Here is a 19,849-nt window from a genome sequence, read left to right as displayed (position 1 = left end):
CCCCTTCTCCGTTAGCAGTTCCCGCACCATCCAGCATTCCAGCTCCACGCGGTCCGTGGTGGCAAAGCCCTCGTTCCCGAGGCCGTCGTTCCTGAGATAGTCCCCCAACTATCCCAGGGCTTCGGCTCACCGACAAACCGATCAGACTCGGATTCAAGCCCGGACGATCGCCAGAATTTCGTTCACCAATGCGTCGACATCGGCGGACGTGGGTGCTTCGACGTTGAGTCGCAGCAGTGGTTCGGTGTTGGACGCGCGCAAGTTGAACCAGGCATTTCCCTCGAGACTGACCGTGACACCGTCGAGGCGATCCACCGACTCGGTGCGGTCGGCAAATGCCGCCAGTACAGCGGCCGTACGATCTGCCGCGTCAGCCACGGTGGAGTTGATCTCGCCCGAGGCCGCGTAGCGGGTGTACTCCGCCATCAACTCGGAGAGCGGACGATCCTGCTCGCCCAGTGCGGCGAGTACGTGCAGCGCCGCGAGCATGCCGGAGTCGGCGCCCCAGAAGTCGCGGAAGTAGTAGTGAGCGGAGTGCTCGCCGCCGAACACCGCACCGGTCTCGGCCATCTCCTGCTTGATGAACGAGTGGCCGACTCGGGTACGAATAGCGACGCCGCCGAGTTCTTCGACCAGTTCGGGCACTGCCCGTGACGTGATCAGGTTGTGGATGATCGACGCGCCCGGTTCCTTCGCGAGTTCGCGCTTGGCGACAAGTGCCGTCACCGCGGACGGCGAGACCGGGTCGCCCTTCTCGTCTACGACGAAGCAACGGTCCGCGTCACCGTCGAACGCCAAGCCGATGTCCGCTCCGGTTTCGCGCACGTAGGCCTGCAGGTCGACGAGGTTGGCCGGATCGAGCGGATTGGCTTCGTGGTTGGGGAACGTGCCGTCGAGCTCGAAGTACAGCGGCAGGACGTCGAGGGGCATCGGCCCGAATACGGCCGGCGCGGTATGGCCGCCCATACCGTTGCCTGCATCGACTGCGACCTTCAGCGGGCGCAACGCAGCCAGGTCGACCAATCCGCGGAGGTAGCTCGCGTATTCCTCGAGGACGTCCTTGGTGCTGGCGGTGCCTGCCGGTCCGTCGTACGCGGGAACACCCGAGACGACCTCGGCGGAGATGACTGCGAGGCCGGTGTCCTGACCGACCGGCTTGGCGCCGGCCCGACACATCTTGATGCCGTTGTACTTGGCGGGATTGTGGCTCGCCGTGAACATCGCGCCCGGGCAGTTCAGCAAACCGGATGCAAAGTAGAGCTCGTCGGTCGACGCCAATCCGATGTAGACGACGTCGAGCCCTTGAGCAAGCACGCCGTCACCGAAAGCCGAAGACAGTGTGGGCGACGATGCGCGCATGTCGTAGCCGATCACAACCGTCGTGGCGGCGCCGGCCTCGTCGCGGACCAGGCGGGCGAACGACGCACCGACGTCGCGGACAAAATCTTCGTCGATCTGCTCACCGACCACACCGCGTACGTCGTACGCCTTGATGATTGCAGCAACCGACTCGGCTGTTCGCCCCACTGAAAACTCTCCTTGTGCATGCACCCTCACAGACGGGAACGTCCGGGCGCATGGCGTCCGGAGATTCGCAGTACTCGGGTGTGGAAGTACTCGGTCGAGCCTAGCGTCTACGGCGACGAATCTCGCGTCAGTTGGACGGGTCGGGCAGAACGCGTAGGTGTCCACGACGCCCTGTACGGGCAGTACTCGGAGCTGCGGGACGTATGTCCTCATCTGCATCGACGTTGGACTTGCTGCGATCTCCGAGACCGGCCTCACGTACAGCTTCAGCCAAAGCGGTCAGATCGTCTTCGTCGGGAGTACTCGACGCGAATCCGCCTTCGTGGCGGACGAGTTCCCACCCCTTGGGGGCGGTGATTCGAGAGCCGTGAGTGTCACACAAATCCCATGAATGGGGCTCGGCGACGGTTGCCAGCGGCCCGACAACCGCAGTGGAGTCCGAGTAGACATACGTAAGCGTCGCGACGGCGGGGTTCTTGCACCCGGGGCGGCAGCAGCGACGCAGAGATCTCACAGGTACGGAGCCTAGCCCTCCCCACGTCCGGAACCTACTCGGACACACCGAGCAGTTTCTCCTGTCGTAATCTGGCGCCATGCCACAAGCCCGCCGCCGACGCTCGGTCACCACTCGTTCCATCGAGCGACACGGCCGTGGCCTGCGCGGACCGCTACTTCCCCCGGAGGTGCCCGCCAGGCGTACCCGCGCGGAGAAGTTCGATCTCCTGGTGCTCGACGCCTTCTCTCCCGTCGACCTCGCATGGCACGACCGGCTGACGAAACTCGACATCGCAGTGGACGAAGTTCCGAAGATTCACGCGCACGATCCGGAGTCCGTCACATGGCCGCCGGAGGTCATCGCGGACGGCCCGGTTCCACTGTCACGACTGATTCCGGCCGGAATCGACCGTCACGGAAATACGACTCGCGCAAGAATTGTGCTGTTTCGCCGCCCATTGGAGCAGCGAGCGAAGGATCCGGAAGAACTCACGGATCTGGTGCACGACGTGTTGGTCCATCAAGTCGGCACGTATCTGGGCGTCGACCCACAGGTCATCGACCCCACGCTGCCCGACGAGGACTGATACTGCCCGACGAGGACTGACGCACTGTCAGACGAAAAAACTGATGTCACACGAAGAAGTAAATCCACACGAAGAACAAAACAGTCGTTGCTTGACCTGCAATTCCCCGTTGCAGGTCAGACTTTCGAAGACCGCCCGTCAGCCCCGACGCTGACAGAACCGATTCAGCAGCAGATCAGATGATCCCCCGCTTGAGTCGCCGACGCTCGCGCTCGGACAACCCTCCCCAGATTCCGAACCGTTCGTCGTTCGCGAGCGCGTACTCGAGGCACTCGTCACGAACTTCACAACCGAGGCAGATCCGTTTTGCTTCCCTCGTCGATCCTCCCTTTTCAGGAAAGAACGCTTCGGGATCGGTCTGCGCGCAGAGAGCACGCTCCTGCCACTGATCCTCGATGGTGTCGAACAATTCTTCGAAGCCGGTGACGAGACTCAGCACTGGCCGAGTACTCATACCGTCGAACTCACTGCTGCAGGCACCTTCTGCTGCGCCTGCTCGGGAATCGGTCTGCGGTTCGTCGCTTACTGTCATTGCGAGAGAACTGATCTCGACATTTTCATTGGGCATCGTTCCGCCTCCTCACCTGTAATAGCGCAGAATTTTCACTCCATCTTCAACCCCACCCCGTCGACCGTTCGAAACTGTGTTCGAAACCGGCCCCGCTGCAAGTGAACTCACAAGTAGCGGTTGGAATGACACATTTGAGATTACACACGTCCAGCGTGTCGCGGTCAAGCTAAACGAGATGAATCCATTAGTATTCCGGCCCTCAATTGACGGGACCTTCTGCCCGCCAGACACGACGACGCGCCGACCGCCTAGGCTCTGTTGTCGTGAACGTGACTGTATTGGTTGGCGGCGTCGGCGGGGCCCGTTTCCTTCAAGGTGTTCAAAACGCGCTCGGAATCGCCGGTGGTGAATCCCTCGAGAAATACGAAGGCCCACATCGCATCACGGCCGTCGTCAACGTCGGGGACGACGTGTGGATGCACGGTCTGCGCATCTGCCCCGATCTGGACACTTGTATGTACACACTCGGCGGCGGTATCGACACCGAACGCGGGTGGGGGCACGCCGGCGAAACCTGGAATGCGAAAGAAGAACTCGCCGCATACGGCGCGAAGCCGGACTGGTTCGGCCTCGGAGATCGCGATATCGCAACGCATTTGATTCGCAGCCAGATGCTCCGCACGGGATATCCGTTGTCCGCGATCACCGAAGCGTTGTGCAATCGCTGGAATCCCGGTGTCGCACTGCTTCCCGTGAGCGACGACCGCAGCGAAACACACGTCGTGATCACCGATCCGGAAGACGGTGAGCAGAAGGCGATTCATTTCCAGGAGTGGTGGGTACGCCATCGGGCACAGGTGGAAACGCACAGCTTCGCTCACGTCGGCGCCGAGCAGGCCAAGCCCGCGCCAGGGGTGGTCGAGGCGATCGACGGTGCCGACATCGTGCTGATCGCACCGTCCAATCCCGTCGTGAGCGTCGGCGCGATCCTCGCGGTGCCCGGCATTCGCGGTGCCCTGCGAACAACCGCGGCCAAGGTTGTCGGCCTCTCCCCCGTCATCGGCGGAAAACCGTTGCGCGGCATGGCTGACGAGTGCCTCGAGGTGATCGGGGTCGAGACGACTTCGGAGGCGATCGGTCGCCACTACGGAGCTCGTTCGATCAACGGCATTCTCGACGGCTGGCTCGTCGACGAAGGTGACACGGCCGACATCGACGGGGTGGACGTGCGAAGCATCCCACTTTTGATGACGTCCCCCGAAGAGACCGCGAAAATGGTTCGCACGGCTTTCGAGATCGCCGGAGTCGAACTGTGACCGAGCCCGGAACCGAAGCAAGCCGCGACAGAAATCACTCTCCCGGTGATCACTCCCCCGGCGCCGCAATCGAAGTCATTCCCGTGCTCGGGCTTCCCGAGTTCCGGCCCGGAGACGACTTGGCCACCGCTGTCGTCGACGCGACGCCGTGGCTCGAGAGCGGCGACGTCGTTGTCGTCACGAGCAAGGTGTTCTCCAAAGTCGAGGGTCGCATCGTTTCCTCACCGACCGATCCGGAAGAGCGCGACGCGGCACGACGCCTCCTGGTGGATCAGGAAGCCGTCCGCGTCGTGGCACGCAAGGGCCGCACTCTGATCACCGAGAACAAACTCGGAATCGTGCAGGCCGCATCGGGCATCGACGGCTCCAACGTCGACGGTGCCGAATTGGCGCTGCTCCCCGTGGATCCGGATGCGAGCGCTGCGGGTCTGCGCGCCCGAATTCTCGAGAGCACGGGCAAGTCCGTCGCCGTCGTCGTCACCGACACGATGGGTCGTGCGTGGCGCAACGGGCAGACCGACGCCGCAATCGGTTCCTCCGGCATTCCGGTCCTGCACGGCTACCTCGGAGCACAGGACAGTCAGGGCAACGATCTGATCGTCACCGAGATCGCGATCGCGGACGAAATCGCCGCTGCGGGCGACTTGGTCAAGGGAAAGCTGGGCGGCGTTCCCGTCGCCGTCGTTCGTGGGCTTCGGTTCGAGGACGACGGTTCGAGTGGCCAGGATCTGATTCGCCGCGGCCCGGACGATCTGTTCTGGCTGGGCACCGAGGAAGCTACGGCGATGGGCCGTGGCCAGGCGCTGCTGTTGCGTCGATCGGTCCGACAGTTCGCAAGTGATCCCGTCGACGCGGAGATCATTCGCAGCTCGATCGCCGAGGCACTCACCGCTCCCGCACCGCACCACACGAGACCGGTTCGATTCGTGTGGCTACGCACGGAGTCGGTCCGCACGGCTCTTCTCGAGCAGATGCGCGAGAAGTGGGCCGCCGATCTTCGCGCCGACGGTCGCAGTGACGAATCCGTCGAGGCCCGGGTTGCCCGCGGAAACATCCTGTTCGACGCCCCCGAGGTCGTCATTCCCTTCTGCGTGCCCGATGGCGCACACAGTTATCCGGATGCCGGACGAACCGCGGCGGAGTCGACGATGTTCACGGTCGCCGCCGGCGCGGCAGTGCAGGGACTGCTGGTCTCGTTGGCCACCCGCGGCGTGGGAAGCTGCTGGATCGGATCGACGATCTTCGCCGCCGATCTCGTACGCGAACAACTCGATCTCCCGGCGGATTGGCAGCCACTCGGTGCCATCGCAATCGGGCACCCCCTCGAACCACTGACTCCGCGCTCTGTCTCCGCCCCCGGGGACGCGTTGGTGGAGCTGTAGGTCCATGTCAGCCGAATCGCTGCACGCCTCCGCCAAGGGCGTCCTGGAGGGCTGGGAGACGTCCTCCGAAGCGGACGAATCATTGCGGCACACGATGCTCGCGTTCCTCGATTCGGCTCCGGACGGCTGCCTTCGTCGCCACGCACCGGGACACATCACCGCGTCGTCTCTCGTTCTCGACGAGAGTGGCTGCCACGTCTTGCTGACCCTGCATCCCAAGGTGGGCAGGTGGATTCAGCTCGGCGGCCACTGCGAGCCCGACGACGAGACGGTGGTAGATGCGGCATTGCGGGAAGCTCGCGAGGAGTCCGGAATTCACGACGTTCGGATAGACGCGGACCTACTCTCCGCCCACACGCATCCGATCACGTGCTCACTCGGAGTACCGACTCGCCATCTCGATCTACGGTTTCTTGTTGTGGCGCCGGACAATTCACATATCGTCCGCAGCGCAGAGTCCACCGACCTCAGATGGTGGCCGGTGGACGCGCTCCCACCTACAGCGGAACGCGAGACCATCGACCACCTGGTCGCGCTCGCCCGTCAGCGCAAGAATCAGGACTGAATCGGAGAAAGCTGGGGCTGCTTGGCGCTCACGCCGTCGCCCGAAGATGTTCCCTTCACGCGCCGAGCTACCCACGGCACCAAGAACTCTCGCGCCCATTGACGATCCTCGCGACGAGTTTCGGCTTTCGTGAGAACCGGCGCAGGCCCGAGATCGGGCGGGGTCAATCCGTGTTCGACGCCGAGCACGTCGAGCACACGCGTCGCCATGTTCTCGTGCCCGGAGGGCGACATGTGGAGGCGATCCCAGTCCCACATCCGAAGGTCCTGATATTCGGAGAATCGCCAGAAGTCGACGAGGGTCGCGTCGTGGCGGTCGGCCACCTCGCGAACAAGCTCGTTGTAGATCGCCAGACGTCCGCGGAGCTTGCCGAAGAAGGCGGACCATCCGGTGTCGTACGCGGTGAACATCAGAACCCGAGCGCCGGATGCAGTGAGCTGACCGATTGCCGAATCGTAGCGGGCGACCATCGCATCGATGTCGAGCTTCGGACGCATCATGTCGTTTCCGCCGGCGTAGATGGTCACCAGATCGGGCTTCAACGCCAGAGCGGGTTCCAACTGCTCGTCGATGATCGGTCCGAGTAGGCGACCACGAATCGCCAGGTTGGCGTAGCGGAAGTCGGGATTGTTCACCGCCAGCTGCTCGGCCACTCGGTCTGCCCACCCGCGCAGACCGTTGGGGAATCGTTCGTCGGCGTCGCCGACGCCCTCGGTGAACGAGTCACCGAGGGCAACGTAACGGCTCGGAAGAGAAGTCATACCCGCCAGTATTCCAGTAGGTCAGCTAACGATCACACATCTGTGCTGAAGCGCACGCCACCGTCCGGCAGCGTCACCCCCGGCCACACGCGTGCGCCGCGCAACAATTCGCACCGCGCACCGATGTCCGCGCCGTCGCCGATGACAGCGTCGCGGACCAGCGCTCGGGGTCCGATACGGACGCCGAATCCGAGGATCGATCGTTCGACCACCGCGCCGGCTTCCACAACGGCGCCGTCGAAGAGAATTGCACCGTCGAGGCGAGCGCCTGCGCCGACTTCTGCGCCCCGACCGACAACCGTGCCGCCGATCAGGACAGCGCCCGGCGCGATTCCGGCTCCGGGGTGAACCAGCGACTCGCCGCGCGGACCTTCGAGAGCCGGCGAAGGTGCGATACCTCGCACCAGGTCGGCGGAACCGCGAACGAAGTCCTCGGGGGTTCCCATGTCACGCCAGTACGACGAGTCGACGTGGCCGAACACCCGCTTGCCCTCGGCCAGCAGATTCGGGAACACCTCGCGCTCGACCGACACCGGTCGTCCTTCGGGGATCTGTTCGATGATTTCGCGCTTGAAGACGTAGCAGCCGGCGTTGATCTGATCCGTCGGCGGATCCTGGGTCTTCTCCAGGAATGCCGAGACTCGTCCGTCCTCGTCGGTCGGAACACAACCGAATGCTCGCGGGTCTCCCACACGAACCAGATGCAGGGTCACGTCGGCGTCCGTCTTCTCGTGGGTCTCGAGAATGCCGTTCAGATCGGTGCCACCGAGCACGTCGCCGTTGAACACCATGACGTTGTCACCGCGCAACTTCGGCAGAACGTTGCGGATTCCGCCACCGGTGCCCAGCGGTTCGGTCTCGAAGACGTAGTCGATCTCGAGGCCCATCTTGGAGCCGTCGCCGAAGTAGTCCTCGAATACCTCTGCCTTGAAGGACGTTCCGAGCACGACGTGCTTGATTCCGGCTGCCTCGATGCGGGCGAGCAGGTGCGTCAGGAACGGCAGGCCGGCGGTCGGAAGCATCGGCTTGGGTGCCGACAGCGTCAGCGGACGCAGCCGAGTGCCTTTGCCGCCTACCAGGATTACGGCGTCGGTCGGATTCGGATCGGACATCATTTTCCCCCGTGGTTCGAAACTGATGGGTTGTCGGTCGAGTTGTCGGTGCGAGCGCGCTCGCGAACTGCAGAAGCTACGGCGATCTTGGATCGCACCGCGAGGCCACCGCGCAAGGCAAGTCGTAGCGGAGCCTGCCACCAGTGCGGATGGCGATCAGCCTGGAACTGGTACGCACTGCGATGATGGGCAGGCAACATCAGTTCCGGATGACGTCCTGCCGCATGGCCTTTGGCATGGGTGACGACGGCCGAGGGGACGAATACGTTGAGCCACCCGGCTTTTCCGAGGCGGTCACCGAAGTCCACGTCCTCCATGTACATGAAGTAACGAGAGTCGAAACCTGAGATGGTGTCGAAGGCGTCGCGTCGCACCAGCAGGCACGACCCGGAAAGCCACCCCACTGCACGCTCGGTGACGGCCTCGTTCTCCTGACGGTAACGAGCAGTCCACGGGTTCTTCGGCCATACGGTACCGAGCAACGCGTGCCCGACGCCCGAGGTGATGTCGGGCACCGTTCGCGCCGACGGATAGACACTGCCGTCCGGTTCGAGGACCTTCGGCCCCAGTGCACCGGCCCTTGGCCACCGATTTGCCGCAGCCACCAATTCGTCGAGTGAACCGGGTGCCCATTGGACGTCCGGGTTGGAAATCACGACGAATTCGATCGACGAATCGATCTCCGCTACAGCCCGATTTATCGCTCCCCCGTACCCGATGTTTCCGCCGGTTCGAAGCAGACGGACATGCTCGTACTTGGCATCGGCGGCCTCGGGGGCACCATCGGTCGACCCATTGTCGGCCATGATGACCTGGGGTTTTTCTGTCGTCGCCACAGCGAGCGTGCTCAAGAAATTCTCGAGATGCTCGCCTGGCGAGTAGGTCACCGTTACCACGGCCAGCTTGGGACTCACGCCGGTCAGCCTAGCCGTCCGCGGCCACTGTCCCGAACAATGCTCACGCCAGAGCGGCGTGCAGAGCCTCTCGCCACGGACGCAGCGGCGTCATTCCCGCGGTAACCCACGCGCGCTCGGACAAGACCGAATATGCCGGGCGCGGGGCAGGGCGTACGAACTCCGCACTGCTGCACGGGCGCACCCGAGCAGGGTCTGCGCCGATCTCCTCGAAAACAGCTCGCGCCAACTCGTACCAACTTGCTTGCCCGCCATTGGTCACGTGGAATGTCGACGCACCCGTGAAGTCCAGCAGCGCGAGTTCGACGATGCCGCCGGCCAGATCGACGCTGTACGTGGGCGACCCGATCTGGTCGTCCACGACGTTCACGAATTCGCGTTCGGCTTCGAGCCTTCGCATGGTGGCGACAAAATCCGTGCCGACACCGGAGTACACCCACGCGGTGCGGACAACGGCCGCGTCAGCCCCCGACTCTCGAACAGCGATCTCGCCGTCCAGTTTGGTTCGGCCGTAGACCGTCGCGGGACCGGTCGGTGCATCGACGTCGTATGGCGAGCTTGCATCGCCCGGAAAGACGTAGTCCGTCGAAACGTGGATCAACCGCGAACCCGCCCGCGCACAGGCTTGCGCGAGATTCCGCGGTCCGATCTCGTTGACCGCCCTCGCCGCCTCCTGGTCGGTCTCGGCAGCATCGACGGCCGTGTACGCAGCGCAGTTGATCAGCACCGAACCAGGCGAGACGAAGTTGTCAACCGCGCGGCTGTCGGTGATGTCGAGCTCGCGGGAACCGACGGCCGTCACAGTGTGACCCGCCGACGTTGCGAGAGCATCGATACGGGTTCCGAGCTGCCCTCGGGCGCCGGTGAGCAGGATATTCGTCACACGGTTGAGTCTGGCACGCCGCGTCGAGGTACCCGCGGCCGAGCATCGGACCAGTAACCTGAAGGGGTGTCCCACCAGCAACCGCAGCGCCGCGCGCGTCCACGACCTGCGCCGATTCGGACCAAGACGAGCCCGGCTCGCATAGCGGTCGCGGTGCTGTCCATGCTCGTACTGCTGGTCACCGGGTTCGCATGGCGGGGTGTGGACTCGTTGAGAAACAGCCTTGCCACTGCCAGCGGACTCGGCCTCGGTGGCGGCAAGGACGGAGCAATCGACATTCTGATGGTGGGAACGGACAGTCGAACCGACGCGCACGGCAACCCGCTCTCACAAAGCGAGCTCGACTCGTTGCGCGCAGGTGAGGAAGTTGCGTCCAATACCGACACCATCATCTTGATCCGCGTCCCCAACGACGGGAGTTCCGCGACCGCGATCTCGATTCCCCGCGACGCGTACGTCAACGTCCCGGGTATCGGTATGTCGAAGATCAACGCCGCGTTCGGTGCCACCAAGGAAACCGAGCGGCTGAAGTTGGTCAACAACGGGTCGTCCGACAGCGACGCAGACAAGAAGTCGACGGAAGCCGGCCGGACCGCGCTCATAGGAGCGGTGGCGAATCTGACCGGCATCACCGTCGATCACTACGCCGAAGTCGGACTACTCGGATTCGTCCTGCTGACCAACGCAGTGGGCGGAGTCGACGTGTGCCTCAACGCGCCGGTAGACGAACCGATGTCCGGAGCCAATTTCGCGGCCGGGAAACAGACACTCGACGGCGCCGACGCGCTGAGCTTCGTGCGACAACGACACGACCTTCCTCGCGGCGACCTGGACCGGATCGTGCGCCAGCAGGTGTTCATGGCGTCCCTCGTCAGTAAGGTGCTCAGCGCAAAAACTCTCAGTGACCCCGGCAAACTCAGCCAGCTCACCTCGGCCGTTCAGCGCTCCGTCGTCATCGACGACGACTGGGACATCATCGAATTCGCCAAGCAGTTGCAGAATCTGGCCGGCGGCAAGGTGCAATTCGAGACCATTCCCGTTCTCGACATCAACGGCATGACCGATTACGGCGAGTCCATCGTCAAGGTCGATCCCAAGGCCGTCAAGAAGTACATCGCCGGATTGGTCGGCGCCGACAGCGAGGACTCGGAGGAGACCTCCGAAGCACCGACCACGGTGAATGCGTCCTCGATCACGGTCGACGTCGCAAACGCCAGTGACGTCGCAGGGTTGGCCAGCGGTGTTTCCGAAGCGTTGAGTGCCCTCGGGTACAAGCAGGGTCAGGTCGGCAACAACACCGGCTCGGACGTCACCGAATCGACGGTGTTCGCAAAGTCCGCGGACGACGACGCAGCACTCGCGGTGGCCGAGGCACTCGGCGGTCTGACGGTCAAGGAGGATTCGTCATTGTCCTCGGGCAAGGTTCGGGTTGTCATTGCCGAGGACTACAGCGGCCCGCAGTCCGCGGACGCGGTATCCCCGTCCGAAGGAGCGACAAGCACGACTGAATCGTCGAGCACCACCGAGACCAGCCCCACTCCCGCCCCTCCCGGCCCGCCGATCGACGCGGCCTCCAACGGCCCGCGCTGTGTCAACTGAAAAATTGTGTGAACTGAACCGCTGCGTAAGCTGATTACGTGCCTTCGCCTGTAGACAACCTGACCGACGCCCTCCTCGGACCGATCCTGGCTGCCGACCCGGCCGGCCCTCGCGTGACCTACTACGACGACGCCACCGGCGAGCGCATCGAATTGTCTGCGAGCACTCTGGCCAACTGGGCGGCAAAGACAGCGAACATGGTTCGCGACGAGTTCGCTCTCGAGCCCGGCGGCAAAGTTGCCGTGCTGCTTCCCGCGCACTGGCAGAGCGTCGCCGTCTTGCTGGGTGTGTGGTGGGCAGGCGGTGAGGTGGTCCTCTCCCCCGACGCCGACGCCGAACTGGCTTTTGTCACTGCCGACCGACTGGACGATGTTGCGGACGTACCGGAAGTAGCCGCACTCTCCCTCGACGCGTTCGGCAAAGGTTTGAGCGATCTTCCGCTCGGCGTCGCCGACTACGCAACCTCCATCCGTGTGCACGGCGACCAGTTCCGTAGCGCCGGGGCCGGTTCGGCGCTGGAAGGCCGGTCCGTAGCGGACACGATCGACGCGGCACGGGCATCGGCGAAGAACGTCGAATTGGTGTCGACGGATCGTGTCCTCTCCAGTCGCACGTGGGACACGGCAGACGAATTGATCGACGGGCTTCTGGCAGTTCTCGCCGCGGGTGCCTCACTCGTGCAGGTGGCCCACCCGGACGCGGAAGCTACCGCGCGCCGAGTGGGCACCGAGAAGGTCACGAAACAGTTCTGAACGCTAGCTCGCGAGAGCTGTCACCGGTGACACCAGCCCCGCCCGCCTAGCGGGGAGCAGTGACGCGATCACACCGCAGATTCCGCCGATCAACACGATGGCTACCAACTGCACCCACGGCACTGCGCTGAGGGCGACGTCCTCGATCCCGAATACCGATGCGGTACCGGCTACACCGAACACCATCCCGAACAGCACTCCGATCACCGATGCGACTCCTGCCACCAGCAGTGCTTCCCAGATCAACATGGCTCGAATTCCCTTCTTGGTCAGTCCGAGTGCGCGAAGCAGTCCGGATTCGCGGCGCCGTTCGAGAACGGACAGTGCCATGGTGTTTCCGACGCCGATCAAAGCGATCAACACCGCTACCGACAGCAATCCGGCAACCACCATGAGCATGGTGTCGAGGATCGAATCGAGAGCTGAACGCATCTCGGTCATGCCCTGAACATCGCTGCCCGGCGCTTCCTGGCGTGCCAGTTCCGTGATGCGGTCGGTGGCGGCCAAAGCCTGTTCGTCAGTATCCGTCCCCAGCCTTACCCAGTACGAATCGGTGGTCGGCGCGGTGGCCGCTGCACCGAGATCGCCTCGATCCAGTAGTGCTGGTTGACCTTTCACGCCCTCGACCACGCTGACGTTCACGACGCCGCGATCCCCACGCACCGTCGCCGTATCGCCCGCCGAGAGCTTGTATTCGGTCAGGTCAGCGGGCGAGAGCACCAACTGACCGGCCGCGGGTACCGAGATCTCGGTACGCAGAACACCTTTCACCCGAGCAGCGTCGACGCCGAATCCGGCCAACGAACCGCGCCCGTCGATCGTCAGTTCGGCCTTGTCCAGACCGCTCACCGCGCCGACACCGTTGACCGCGGCGATGTCTGTGCCCAACCCTGCGGGAAGCGGTGCCGAACCTGAACTGCTCACCATGACGTCGACGGGGAATTGACTGTCCATCGCCACGGGTGCGGCTTCCTTGACCGTCGCGATTCCCACGACGAGCGTGCTCGTCAAGGCAACACCGATCAACAATGCGGTGGCCGTCGCCGAGGTGCGGCGTGGGTTCCTACCGGCGTTGCCTGCTGCCAGGCTTCCCACCGGACCAATCAGTCTCGCCAACACTCCGCCGGCCGCATTGATCAGTGCAGGCACGATTCGACCGGACAGTGCCGCGATCCCCAGGAACGAGAACAGTCCACCGGCGGTTGCCGCCGGCACCTGCTGATTCGTCACTCCCAGGACGGTCATCGCGATGCCCGCGAGCAGGGTCACGACGCCGAGAACCCGGCGCACCACCGATACCTGAACGCTCTCGGGCTTGGACTCCATCGGCTGCAGTGCCGCCAGCGGGGAGAGCCTCGTTGCCGCCCGCCCGGGCGCAGATGCAGCGAGCATCGTCATCACGATGCCGACGGCAAGACCGACGAGCACGGTCACCGGGGTGACGCTCAGTGACGAAAGAGGAACCGGCACATCTGCGGCCGTTGCTACCCGACCGATCGCCCACGCAAGTCCGACACCGAGTCCGACGCCGATCACCGAGGCGATCACGCCGACCGCCGCGGCTTCACTGCGAATGCTCCGGCGAACCTGTTTGGCCGTGGCGCCGACGCATCGCAGCAACGCGAGTTCCTGAGTGCGCGCCGCGAGCAGCACGGCAAATGTATTGGCGATCACCAGCGCGGCAACAACAACGGCGATGGCGCCGAAGGCGAGCAACACCGTGCTGAGGATCTTGGTGCCGCCCATGTATTCGGCTGCGGCGTTGTCTGTGGCTTCGTCGCCGGTCAGCACGGTGGAGTCCGCGGGCAACGCGCTCGAGATCGAATCCACGAGTTCTTGCTGAGAGCGTGAACCGTCACCGGCGACACGGAACTCACGTTCGGCACTGTCACCGGCCCACGCGCTCACCTGCTCGGCGGTGGTGAATATCTTGATCCCGCCCAGTCGTTGCGCCGAACCGGAGAGGTCGACCAGTCCGACTATCTCGGCGGTGGGTGCGGCGGCACCGACCGTCGAATCCCGTGCCGTGACTGTGATTCGGGCACCGATCGGTATCCCGGAGTCCGCGCTCACCAACACCTGCCCCAGACCGGCCGGAATCGATCCCTCCGACACCTTCTCCCAACGCAATTCGGGATTGTCGGCAATCGAGAGCGCATCCCCGTAGGACGCGCCCTTTGCCTCGGAGTCGACACGAACATACGTCGACACGTCGTCGGCCACCGCCGAGACGCCCGGCACCGCGCTCAGCAGAGCTTCCGTCACGCCTGGACCGGACGCGACGACATCTGTGGTTTCGTATTGCGTCGCAAGTGATTTGCTCACACTCGCGTCGACCGTCGAGCTCAAGGTCAAAGTCGCGACGATGTATCCGACGGCGATCACCACCGCGAGTATCGACGCCACATAGCGCCCGGCATGTGCCCGCGCCTGCGCAAAAGCCAGACCTCTCATCGCAGTGCACCCGAAACTGCAGGAACATCGGCCAGGTCGTCGGCACCGAGAGCTCGCATGGCACCGATCACCGAGTCGACGGTGGGATGGTCGATCTCTCCGGCAATACGCCCGTCCGCGATCAACACGACTCGATCCGCGTACGACGCCGCCACCGGATCGTGCGTCACCATGACGACGGTCTGACCGGTCTCCCGGACACTGGTCCGCAAGAGTCCCAGAACCTCTGTCCCGGAACGGGAATCCAGGTTGCCGGTGGGCTCGTCGGCAAAGATCACGTCGGGCTGCGGCAGTAGTGCGCGGGCGACGGCTACGCGTTGCTGCTGACCGCCCGACAATTCGTGCGGCAGGTGATCGAGACGCTGCGACAGGCCCAGCTTGCCGATCACCTCGTCCATCCACTCGGGCGAGGGTTCACTACCTGCCAGCTTCATCGGCAGCAGCATGTTCTCCCGAGCAGTGAGCACCGGTAGCAGGTTGAACGCTTGGAAGACGAATCCGATCCGCTCGCGTCGCAGTTCGGTGAGCTCCGTGTCGCCGAGTTTCGTGACTTCGGTGTCGCCCAGGAAAACCTGCCCACCCGAGACCGTGTCGAGTCCGGCCAGGCAGTGCATGAGCGTCGACTTTCCGGAGCCGGACGGGCCCATGATCGCGGTGAACCGCTCGCGACCGAAGTCCACGTCGACTCCGCCGAGCGCGTGAACCGTGGTCTCACCGGTGCCGTACACCTTGGTGACACCGCGGGCAGTGATCGCCGGCACTGCGGCTGGTTCCGTCGTGGTGTGCGCATGCATTTTTTGCCCTCCGTAAAGCTTCTCGCTATGACGGAATCGACGTTATTGCAGCGCAAGTGGTCTCCGCGTCGGAGTGCGGGGCGATCTTGGAGAGCCCGGTGTCATCCCGGGGTAGGACTGGACAGGGCGGCGTGTCAGCCCTCGGTGCCGAGGAGATCTGCGCGCCGGACAAGTCCGATCTGGAAGGCGAAGACGACTGCCTGTACACGATCACGAGAATGAGTCTTCGAAAGAACCCGTCCGACATGGGTTTTCACTGTCGTCTCGGAGACGTGGAATTTTGCAGCGATCTCCGAATTCGACAGCCCGTACGCCATGGCTTCGAGCACCTCGACCTCGCGCGGCGTCAACTCTTCGGGCAACTGCGCTTCGGGCGCCGAGCCTTCCAGGAGCGGTCCGACGTGCTGAAGCAGTCGCCGAGTGGCCCGGGCTTCGATCACCGCGTCCCCGCGGTGCACGGTGCGGATGGCGTCGAGCAACTGCTCCGGTGGCACGTCCTTGAGCAGGAAACCACTGGCGCCCGCCCGGATAGCCGACATCACGTACTCGTCGTTGTCGAAGGTGGTGAGCACCACGACCTTCGGCGCATCGGGGTCGGCCAGGAGCCGACGAGTCGCCTCGATGCCGTCCATCTTCGGCATCTGGACATCCATCAGAACGACGTCGACATGACGGGCGGCCAACTCGGTCAACGCCTGCTGACCGTCCGAAGCCTCGACAACCACCGACAGATCCGGCTGTGAGTCGATGACCATTCGAAAACCTGCGCGGACCAGCTGCTGATCGTCGATCAGTGCCACTGCGATCGGAGCCACGTGTTCGTCCATGCCACTCACCTTAAGACCTTCGGACGTTTCAAGACCTACCCAGACGTTCGTTCGTACGGCAAGACGGCCCGGACGCTGTATCCGCCGCCTGATTTCGGTCCGGCGGTTACTTTGCCTCCGTGCAGCTTGGCTCGCTCGGCCATTCCGATCAGTCCCTGCCCGCCTGGTGACGATTCGACCAGCGCGGCGCTGCCGCCTCGTCCGTCGTCGGTGATACCGAGAACGAGTTCGGTTTCAGCCCATGTCATCTCGACGCTCGCCTGTGCTCCAGGCCCCGCATGTTTGAGAACGTTCGTCAGCGATTCCTGCACGATGCGATACGCCGTCAACCCCGCACCCGCAGAGAGTTCGCGTGGTTCCCCGGTCACGCTGACGGCGATGTCGAGTCCGCTGCTGCGTAACTCGTGGAAGAGACTGTCGATGTCGCCGGCGCCCGGGATCACCGAGAAATCACGGGGCGTGTCCTCACGCAGGACGGACAGCAGCGATCGCATGTCGGTCAACGCCTGGCGGCCGGTGGAGGCAATTGTTTCGAGTGCCTGAATTGCAGCCTGAGGATCCTTGGCCGCGCTGTAGCGTCCGCCGTCGGCCTGAGCGATGACAACGGTCAACGAATGAGCAACGATGTCGTGCATCTCGCGCGCAATCCTCGAGCGTTCGCTGATCGTCGCGATTTCCGCTTCCTGCGCACGCTCGAGTTCGAGCAACCGTGCGCGCTCGGTCAGGCCTTCCAATTGTTTGGTGCGGACTCGACGCAGGTCACCGAACGCCCAGACCGCGAGCATGAAGATCATGACGGCCACGGACTGCATGACCTGGGAGGACACCGGGATTCCGTCGTAGCCGAAGTATCGAACAGTTCCGGCAATCGAGCCGAGCAACGCGAGCACCAGCCCGGTGAGTGAACTCCACCGAGCGCCGTAAGCGGCCAGCGCGTACAGGGAGATGGGTACGACAACGGCCGATGCGAGCAGTGTGTTGCCGATGAAGATCACGTGTAGAACTGCGAACCCTGCGATCACCATGCCGGAGAGTTCGGGGCGCGAGCGTCGCCACGCCAACGGAACGGTCATACCCAGCGAGATGAACACCGCCAGCGGACTCGCCTCGACCGCAACGACAACGCTGAACAGTGCGGCAACCGTCGCAATGCAGATGTCCACACCGCGAGCATGTTCCGCGCTCCAGCGGACGAAGCGTTCACTAGTCGGAAAACGAGCCATGCCGCCAAGAGTAGCTTTTACTGACGAGCTCTCACTCAGGTGCGGTAACCGCCGTCTTCGAGACCGGCCTCGATTTCGAAGCGGTTCCGCGGCCCGCGATGACGCAGTTCCTCACGCAGGTACAGCAACCCGAATATGATTCCGTACCTGGCCCATTGGTCCGCGTGGACTGCCTCGTGGCGAAGGACGGGTCGCGTCGCGTTTCGCCGCGTGAGATATACACCACCGAGAGTTGTTCCGCCTCTGGCGAACCCGCAGCGCAGTCCGGAGGCGACAAAGATTCCGAACTCGTCGTCGAAGCGGATGTCCGCGCCGAGAATCCTGGCGTACAGCAGGGCGACGCGGGTGACGAACGCGGACTGCGCGCTGCCCCGACTCGCTCGGATCAGCGGCAGCCCGCGTCGTGCACACACGAGAAGATCAGCCCAGCAGTTTTTCGCGGAGCGCCTTGTCCTTGTCGAGCACCATCGACTCGAGGCTCTCCTGGAACGCCACCATCCGCTGCTGCAGTGCGGGATCCGAAGCACCGAGAATCCGAGCAGCCAGCAGACCGGCGTTGCGAGCGCCACCGATCGACACTGTCGCCACCGGGACGCCGGCCGGCATCTGGACGATCGAAAGCAGCGAATCCATACCGTCGAGGTACTTGAGCGGCACCGGAACACCGATGACCGGCAACGGCGTGGCCGAGGCAACCATGCCCGGAAGGTGCGCGGCGCCACCGGCACCGGCGATGACGACCTTGATTCCGCGGCCCGCGGCTTCCCTGGCGTAGTCGAGCATCCGCTGAGGCGTGCGGTGCGCCGAGACGACACCGACCTCGAAGCGGATACCGAACTCGGCCAAAGCTTCGGCTGCAGCTTCCATGGTCGGCCAATCCGAATCGCTGCCCATGATCAGGCCGACCTGCGCGCTCTCACTCACCGTGTACATCCCATCCGTCGGTCCAAACTGCATACGAAAGCCAATGTGCTGCACGCTCGGCGCGTTCCCGTACTGCGGCAACGTAATTCGGATCGTCGATGGATCCGGCGCCGCCCACGATGTTGACGTGACCGATCTTGCGATCCTTGCGCTCACCCTTGCCGTACAGGTGGATCTTCGCGTCGGGCATCCGAGCGAACAGGTGATGGACACGCTCGTCCATCGTCATCTCGGGCGCTTCCGGTGCACCGAGAATGTTGGCCATCACCGTGACCGGCGCGATCGGCGAGGTGTCGCCGAGCGGGTAGTCGAGAACTGCACGCAGATGCTGTTCGAACTGAGAGGTGCGTGCGCCGTCCATCGTCCAGTGACCGGAGTTGTGCGGGCGCATGGCCAGCTCGTTGACCACGAGAGTGCCGTCAGTCGTCTCGAAGAGTTCGACGGCCATCGAGCCGACAACACCGAGCTCGGACGCGATGCGCAACGCCAATTGTTCGGCTTCCTCGGCAACGGCACTCGAAAGGGCGGGAGCAGGTGCGATCACGACGGCGCACTGGCCGTTGCGCTGAACGGTCTCGACGACCGGCCACGTAGCGCCCTGGCCGAACGGCGACCGCGCGACCATGGCGGACAGTTCCCGACGCATCGAGACCATTTCCTCGACGATCAGCGGAACACCCTTGTCCAGCTGCTCGGTGACAATGGCCTCTGCTTCGTCCTGATCGTCGGTGATCCAGACTCCGCGGCCGTCGTAGCCTCCGCGAGTTGCCTTGATGACAAGCGGCCAACCGTGTTGCGCACCGAAACGCACGACGTCTTCTGCCCACGTCACTTCGGCGTACGCAGGTACGGGCGCGCCCAGTTCGGCAAGTTTGCGACGCATCAGCAGTTTGTCCTGAGCGAAGATCAGAGCCTGCGGCGGCGGCTGAACGTTCACGCCTTCGGCAACAAGAACCTCGAGATGCTCCGTGGGCACGTGCTCGTGGTCAAACGTCAACGCGTTGGAACCGACCGCTGCGCGGCGAAGAGCGTCGAGGTCGGTATGGCTGCCGAGCACGACGTCGGGGCTGACCTGAGCTGCCGGCTCGTCCGAAGTCCCGGAGAGCACTCGGAGCGTCTGGCCCAGGGCCACCGCAGCCTGGTGAGTCATCCTGGCCAACTGTCCGCCACCGATCATGGTGACGACGGGCATGGATGCTTTTGCCGGTCGAGGGGTGGTCGGG

The 19,849-nt window shown here is 63.9% G+C and carries 20 protein-coding genes; 6 read left to right on the top strand and 14 right to left on the bottom strand.

All coding sequences use genetic code 11. The features are described 5' to 3' along the window. Positions 1 to 153: 153 nt before the first annotated feature. Positions 154 to 1,527 (bottom strand): phosphomannomutase/phosphoglucomutase, encoded by a 1,374-nt coding sequence (locus AC1Q61_RS31605; protein ID WP_003941022.1) that lies wholly within the window; start codon positions 1,525 to 1,527, stop codon positions 154 to 156. A 127-nt stretch (positions 1,528 to 1,654) separates the two neighbouring features. Further along, positions 1,655 to 2,041, bottom strand: a complete 387-nt coding sequence (locus AC1Q61_RS31600) for a DUF3499 domain-containing protein (protein ID WP_007731177.1) — start codon at positions 2,039 to 2,041, stop codon at positions 1,655 to 1,657. 79 nt (positions 2,042 to 2,120) lie between these two features. On the opposite strand from AC1Q61_RS31600, the gene AC1Q61_RS31595 reads away from it, so the two are divergent. Next, a complete protein-coding gene (locus AC1Q61_RS31595) occupies positions 2,121 to 2,609 on the top strand; it encodes a metallopeptidase family protein (RefSeq protein WP_003940797.1) in 489 nt (162 codons plus the stop codon). A gap of 175 nt (positions 2,610 to 2,784) precedes the next feature. Here the strand turns inward: AC1Q61_RS31595 and AC1Q61_RS31590 are convergent, their stop codons facing one another. Continuing rightward, entirely contained in the window at positions 2,785 to 3,063 is a 279-nt protein-coding gene (locus AC1Q61_RS31590; protein ID WP_020907098.1) for a WhiB family transcriptional regulator, read from the bottom strand. Between the two features lie 380 nt (positions 3,064 to 3,443). Here AC1Q61_RS31590 and cofD point away from each other — a divergent pair, with 380 nt between their 5' ends. Genes cofD through AC1Q61_RS31575 form a run of 3 tightly spaced genes read left to right on the top strand, consistent with a single transcriptional unit; the run spans position 3,444 to position 6,383 of the window. Beyond that, on the top strand, positions 3,444 to 4,436 hold the full coding sequence (gene cofD / locus AC1Q61_RS31585; RefSeq protein WP_003940958.1) for a 2-phospho-L-lactate transferase: 993 nt from the start codon (positions 3,444 to 3,446) through the stop codon (positions 4,434 to 4,436). Then, positions 4,433 to 5,818, top strand: a complete 1,386-nt coding sequence (locus tag AC1Q61_RS31580; RefSeq protein WP_003940947.1) for a coenzyme F420-0:L-glutamate ligase — start codon at positions 4,433 to 4,435, stop codon at positions 5,816 to 5,818. Before cofD ends, AC1Q61_RS31580 begins: the two co-directional genes overlap by 4 nt. Positions 5,819 to 5,822: 4 nt before the next feature. Then, entirely contained in the window at positions 5,823 to 6,383 is a 561-nt protein-coding gene (locus tag AC1Q61_RS31575) for an NUDIX hydrolase (RefSeq protein WP_003940680.1), read from the top strand. Here AC1Q61_RS31575 and AC1Q61_RS31570 read toward each other — a convergent pair. The 4 genes from AC1Q61_RS31570 to rfbD are packed head-to-tail and all read right to left on the bottom strand — an operon-like array spanning position 6,374 to position 10,053. Next, complete coding sequence (locus tag AC1Q61_RS31570) at positions 6,374 to 7,144, bottom strand: SGNH/GDSL hydrolase family protein (RefSeq protein WP_003940765.1); 771 nt, start codon at positions 7,142 to 7,144, stop codon at positions 6,374 to 6,376. The two genes, AC1Q61_RS31575 and AC1Q61_RS31570, sit on opposite strands and share 10 nt — an antisense overlap. A gap of 32 nt (positions 7,145 to 7,176) precedes the next feature. After that, on the bottom strand, positions 7,177 to 8,259 hold the full coding sequence (gene manB, locus AC1Q61_RS31565; protein ID WP_037125580.1) for a mannose-1-phosphate guanylyltransferase: 1,083 nt from the start codon (positions 8,257 to 8,259) through the stop codon (positions 7,177 to 7,179). After that, complete coding sequence (locus AC1Q61_RS31560; RefSeq protein WP_003940999.1) at positions 8,256 to 9,170, bottom strand: glycosyltransferase family 2 protein; 915 nt, start codon at positions 9,168 to 9,170, stop codon at positions 8,256 to 8,258. The genes manB and AC1Q61_RS31560 overlap by 4 nt, the downstream gene beginning before the upstream one ends. Positions 9,171 to 9,213: 43 nt before the next feature. Further along, entirely contained in the window at positions 9,214 to 10,053 is an 840-nt protein-coding gene (rfbD, locus tag AC1Q61_RS31555; RefSeq protein ID WP_058226469.1) for a dTDP-4-dehydrorhamnose reductase, read from the bottom strand. Between the two features lie 66 nt (positions 10,054 to 10,119). On the opposite strand from rfbD, the gene AC1Q61_RS31550 reads away from it, so the two are divergent. Continuing rightward, positions 10,120 to 11,652 carry an LCP family protein gene (locus AC1Q61_RS31550; protein WP_492654920.1) on the top strand — a complete coding sequence of 511 codons (1,533 nt, stop codon included), beginning with the start codon at positions 10,120 to 10,122 and terminating at the stop codon, positions 11,650 to 11,652. A gap of 38 nt (positions 11,653 to 11,690) precedes the next feature. Further along, the gene (locus AC1Q61_RS31545; RefSeq protein WP_003940786.1) at positions 11,691 to 12,404 is read left to right on the top strand and encodes a TIGR03089 family protein; all 714 of its coding nucleotides are present in this window, start codon (positions 11,691 to 11,693) and stop codon (positions 12,402 to 12,404) included. A 3-nt stretch (positions 12,405 to 12,407) separates the two neighbouring features. On the opposite strand, the gene AC1Q61_RS31540 is transcribed toward AC1Q61_RS31545, so the two are convergent. The 7 genes from AC1Q61_RS31540 to AC1Q61_RS31510 form a co-directional block, all read right to left on the bottom strand. Further along, on the bottom strand, positions 12,408 to 14,858 hold the full coding sequence (locus AC1Q61_RS31540) for an ABC transporter permease (RefSeq protein ID WP_042922157.1): 2,451 nt from the start codon (positions 14,856 to 14,858) through the stop codon (positions 12,408 to 12,410). Continuing rightward, on the bottom strand, positions 14,855 to 15,652 hold the full coding sequence (locus tag AC1Q61_RS31535; protein WP_042450120.1) for an ABC transporter ATP-binding protein: 798 nt from the start codon (positions 15,650 to 15,652) through the stop codon (positions 14,855 to 14,857). Before AC1Q61_RS31535 ends, AC1Q61_RS31540 begins: the two co-directional genes overlap by 4 nt. 134 nt (positions 15,653 to 15,786) lie before the next feature. Continuing rightward, positions 15,787 to 16,479, bottom strand: a complete 693-nt coding sequence (locus AC1Q61_RS31530) for a response regulator (RefSeq protein ID WP_003940960.1) — start codon at positions 16,477 to 16,479, stop codon at positions 15,787 to 15,789. A gap of 35 nt (positions 16,480 to 16,514) precedes the next feature. After that, positions 16,515 to 17,702, bottom strand: coding sequence for a sensor histidine kinase (locus AC1Q61_RS31525; RefSeq protein WP_030535022.1), 1,188 nt, complete (start codon positions 17,700 to 17,702; stop codon positions 16,515 to 16,517). Between the two features lie 35 nt (positions 17,703 to 17,737). Then, on the bottom strand, positions 17,738 to 18,115 hold the full coding sequence (locus AC1Q61_RS31520; RefSeq protein WP_065352221.1) for a hypothetical protein: 378 nt from the start codon (positions 18,113 to 18,115) through the stop codon (positions 17,738 to 17,740). A 7-nt stretch (positions 18,116 to 18,122) separates the two neighbouring features. Next, positions 18,123 to 18,635 (bottom strand): 5-(carboxyamino)imidazole ribonucleotide mutase, encoded by a 513-nt coding sequence (purE, locus tag AC1Q61_RS31515; protein WP_030535024.1) that lies wholly within the window; start codon positions 18,633 to 18,635, stop codon positions 18,123 to 18,125. Beyond that, positions 18,619 to 19,849 (bottom strand): 5-(carboxyamino)imidazole ribonucleotide synthase (locus AC1Q61_RS31510; protein WP_492654919.1); only part of this gene is annotated, 1,231 nt, incomplete at its 5' end. The genes purE and AC1Q61_RS31510, both read right to left, overlap by 17 nt.

Source organism: Rhodococcus sp. MPR-R1B (genome assembly GCF_058793255.1).
The sequence above is the reverse complement of the archived record's forward strand: the minus strand, read 5'-3'. Positions and strand labels throughout refer to the sequence as shown.